Source organism: Pseudoalteromonas sp. Z1A8 (assembly GCF_011378855.1).
In the GTDB taxonomy this organism is placed as follows: domain Bacteria; phylum Pseudomonadota; class Gammaproteobacteria; order Enterobacterales; family Alteromonadaceae; genus Pseudoalteromonas.
This window is the reverse complement of sequence record NZ_WTLB01000103.1, coordinates 1-4,093: the sequence shown is the minus strand read 5'-3', so window position 1 is coordinate 4,093 and position 4,093 is coordinate 1. Positions and strand designations below refer to the sequence as shown.

At 40.4% G+C, this 4,093-nt stretch carries 4 protein-coding genes; 3 read left to right on the top strand and 1 reads right to left on the bottom strand.

Going from position 1 to position 4,093, the window contains the following annotated elements:
• Positions 1–109: 109 nt before the first annotated feature.
• Positions 110–307 (bottom strand): CsbD family protein, encoded by a 198-nt coding sequence (locus GQR55_RS19710; RefSeq protein WP_008132353.1) that lies wholly within the window; start codon positions 305–307, stop codon positions 110–112.
• A gap of 274 nt (positions 308–581) precedes the next feature.
• Between GQR55_RS19710 and GQR55_RS19705 the strand changes: the two genes are divergently transcribed.
• From GQR55_RS19705 to GQR55_RS19695, 3 genes are all read left to right on the top strand, one after another.
• Positions 582–995 (top strand): group II truncated hemoglobin, encoded by a 414-nt coding sequence (locus GQR55_RS19705; RefSeq protein WP_166421931.1) that lies wholly within the window; start codon positions 582–584, stop codon positions 993–995.
• A gap of 83 nt (positions 996–1,078) precedes the next feature.
• Positions 1,079–3,505 carry an ATP-dependent helicase HrpB gene (gene hrpB / locus GQR55_RS19700; RefSeq protein WP_166421930.1) on the top strand — a complete coding sequence of 809 codons (2,427 nt, stop codon included), beginning with the start codon at positions 1,079–1,081 and terminating at the stop codon, positions 3,503–3,505.
• 73 nt (positions 3,506–3,578) lie between these two features.
• Positions 3,579–3,896: a hypothetical protein gene (locus GQR55_RS19695; protein ID WP_166421929.1), complete on the top strand. Its 318-nt coding sequence runs from the start codon at positions 3,579–3,581 to the stop codon at positions 3,894–3,896.
• Positions 3,897–4,093: the final 197 nt, after the last annotated feature.

The following is a 4,093-nucleotide window of genomic DNA, read 5'->3' as shown; positions in this document are numbered from 1 at the left end:
TCAAAAGATGATAAGGGTATTGTGAAGCAACCAAAAGATCGGTCAACCGATCAAAAATACCTTAACTGATCGGTGTTAGCCAAAAGGCGGTTTTTTTAAAAGTTAGCGATTAGTGAGTTTTTTCAAACTCATCAACTTCACGCTCTGCTTCTTCTTTAGATTTACCATACTGCTGCTGGATTTTGCCAACTAGCTCTGTACGGCTACCTTCAATTTTGTCTAAATCGTCGTTGGTAAGATCGCCCCATTTTTGTTGAGCCTTACCTTTAAGTTCGTTCCAATTACCTTTCATACGATCGCTGTTCATAAGTTTCTCCTTACTTAGATTTAATTAACGTTCAGTATAAAAGGAGCAAGGCGTGTACCAATAAGTTTATTTTTTATTTTTCGTTTATAATCATGGCCTTACAATTTTATTAAGGCAGTGATGATTAATGTTGTGAGCACATCCTTAAAAAATATACAGAGCGGTCTGTAATTATTGCTGACATAAGTTACGCAGCTTTGATGTAACTCATTCTTAAATTTTTGTTTTAAGCTAATATGCAGGCATTAAACAAAGCAGCTAACTTGAGTGAGTTATGAATACTAAAACGTATAAATACGGAGTGGGCGACTACTCGTACAAAATGGCAGGCGAATTAGCAGGTATTACACAACTGGTGAATGCGTTTTACGATAATATGGAAACTTTAAAAGAGGCTGAACATATAAGGGGCATGCACTCAAAAGATTTATCGGCATCGCGTAAAAAGCTCGCTTACTTTTTGTCGGGCTGGCTAGGCGGCCCTAAATTATACGCTGAGCATTTTGGCAGTATAAATATTCCTCAAGCACATAAGCATTTACATGTAGGTGTTGATGAAAGCGATGCATGGTTGTTATGCATGCAAAAAGCGGTCGATGAGCAGCCTTACGAAGCCTCATTTAAAACTTACTTAATGGAGCAATTACGCGTACCTGCTGATCGAATTAGAATGGTATCGGGTAGTTAATAGCAATTATTAATAAACATCAATCGCAGCTAGGCTTTGGTTTTTTGTTACAATGCCTGCAAAGCAATTTAGGGTAAATAGCTGTGCTGCCGGTTCAAGACATATATCAACAACTCGTTACTACATTACAACGTAATCCTATTACGTTATTACAAGCGCCGCCTGGTGCGGGCAAATCTACGTGGTTGCCGCTACAACTTATGCGCGACGGGCATTTTAAACGCATTGTAATGCTAGAGCCGCGCCGTTTAGCTGCACGTAATATTGCCAGTTATTTAGCAAAGTGCCAAAACGAGAGTGTTGGGCAAAGTGTGGGTTTGCGGATTAGAGGCGAGAGTAGAGTAAGCGCTAATACGCGCCTTGAAATAGTCACCGAAGGCATGCTTACGCGCATGCTGCAAAACGACCCTGAATTAAGCGATATTGATTTACTTATATTTGATGAATTTCATGAGCGCTCAATTGCAGCTGATACCTCACTTGCCTTTGCGCTAGAAACTCAAAGTGCACTGCGTGAAGACTTAACCATAATGCTTATGTCGGCAACCCTTGATACCGAGCGTTACACCGCATTTTTTGACTGCCCAGTTATTCAGTCAAGCGGGCGTAGCTACCCAATAGACGAAGTCTACATACCCATAAAAGATGAAAGCCGCTGGCTTGATGCAATTCCTAGCATAATAAAACAAGCGCTTAATGAGCAAACAGGCAGTGCATTGGTATTTTTACCTGGGCAATTTGAAATACTACGGGTGCAGCAAGCACTTAGCGATTTACCCAGTAACTGCACTGTAGCAACGCTATTTGGAGAGCAAGATAAAGCCAATCAGCAAGCCGCTATTGCTCCCGCGCCAAATGGTATGCGTAAAGTGGTGCTTACTACTAATGTAGCCGAAACCAGTTTAACAATTGAAGGTATACGCATTGTAATTGACAGCGGTAAGCGCCGTGCGGCTACCTTTAATTTAAAAACAGGGGTAACTGAGCTTACAACGCAAAGTATATCGCGATCGTCTGCTGTGCAGCGCGCAGGGCGTGCAGGACGAATAGAGCCAGGCATTGTGTATAGGCTGGGTTCAAAACAAACCTTTGAGCGACGCAATAGCCACGACAACCCCGAAATACTCACATCAGACATAAGCCAATTTATGCTTGAGGCAAAGCAGTGGGGAGCCAGTATTGATGAATTAACTTTGCTTGATAAACCTACCGAGCAGCAATGTGTACAGGCAAGCAACTTACTTAATATGCTTGAAGCCATCGATAGTAAAGGCAAGCTAACACCACTTGGCGGTAAAATGTTAGGTTTTGGTGCTGATATTCGTTTGGCGCATATGCTATTAAAAGCACAAATACTTGATGACCAACTCCCTGGTATTTTTAGGCTCGCTATTTATTTAGTTGCCTTACTTGAGAGTAGAGTAAGCAGTGCAAACGAGTTGAGTTTAGCGCTGCATAGCCAACAGCAACGTCCGCATCCAGTATTTAAGCAACAGTTAAAATATTGGCAAAGCCGCTTAAAAGTAAAAGACGATAACAGCGAATTAAATACGCATTATATAAGTTTGCTGGTGGCACTTGCTTATCCCGATCGTATTGCTAAAAAACGCGGTAATGGTTACCTACTTGCCAATGGTGCAGGTGCTGAGTTAAATGCCGATTACTGGCACAACGACGATTACTTAGCTATAGCAACCATGGGCGGGCACAAAGGAGGGCGTATATTTGCAGCCACCGCGCTTAACCCATTTGAGTTACAAGACTATTTACCGCATTTATTTAGCGAGCTTACTCGCTGCGAATTTGACGAAAAAGCCGCACGCTTTATTCATCAAGATGAAGTAAAGCTTGGTGCTATAACGCTTACCAGCCAGCCTAGTAAACACAAATTAGACAAAAGCGAGCGTGCCAAAGCGTGGCTTAACTTATTTACAAAACACGGTTTTGCATTATTTAACGAGCAACCTGATGCGCAGCAATTGCTGATACGTATGAGCTTAGCAAGTAAGTTATTGCCCGATAAATTTCCACAAATAAACGAGCAACAACTTATTCAAAATGCAGCGCAGTGGTTAGGCGTGTTTTTAGAAGATATTAAAACGCTCACGCAGCTTAAAAAGTTTAACTACTTTGAGGCATTACAAAACTGCTTTGATTGGCAGCAACAAACGGCGTTAAAAGCATTGTTACCGCTGCGTTTAACTGTTCCAAGTGGCTCAAATGTAAAAATAGAATATCAGCTTGATGGCCCCGCAAAACTAAGCGTTCGCATGCAAGAAGTATATGGTTTAACGAGTACGCCTATGCTTGCCAACGGTAAACTACCACTGCTTATGGAGTTACAATCGCCAGGTAAACGCTCACTGCAACTTACTCAAGACTTAGCGCATTTTTGGGCTAGCAGTTACCGCGATGTGCAAAAGGAAATGAAAGGCCGCTACCCTAAACATTTTTGGCCAGACGACCCCGCCAACAGCGTTGCAACGAATAGAGTAAAGAGCAAAATGTAACTTGCCGTATTTTATAACTTTATTTACTTTAAAGAGTGTGTTTTTATATTAGAAACAATAAGGAATGTTAAAAATGAAAATAATATTTGCTGCTTTACTTCTACTCTCATCGGGTGTCAGTGCTAACAATTACCAAGAAGAAGTTGATAAATTTTTTGAATTGTACGCTGATGAAAAAATAAGCGATGCTGTTGACTCCATTTACGCAAGTAATAAATATGTGTCGTCGATACCTGATCAGGTAAAACAGATAAAAACACAGCTATCCTCACTTGATGATCTTGTTGGTGAAATTAATTTCATTAATAGGGTTTCTGATTATAAAGTTGGGGAGCTTTTTGTTCATGTAACTTACCTAGTAACTTACGATAGGCAGCCTATTCGTTTTTAATTTCAATTTTTTAAAGTGAAAGAAGGTTGGAGAATTTATTCAATGTCTTTTGATGACAATATTGATGAAGATATAAAAGAACTTGCAAGAAAAGCTGCGCTAAAAAATTAATGTATCCTAAATTCGGATAATAAGTGCAATTTCTCAGATTAGATGGCCAGCTGTTATAATTCGGCCATTTTCTCGCCAAAGGAAAT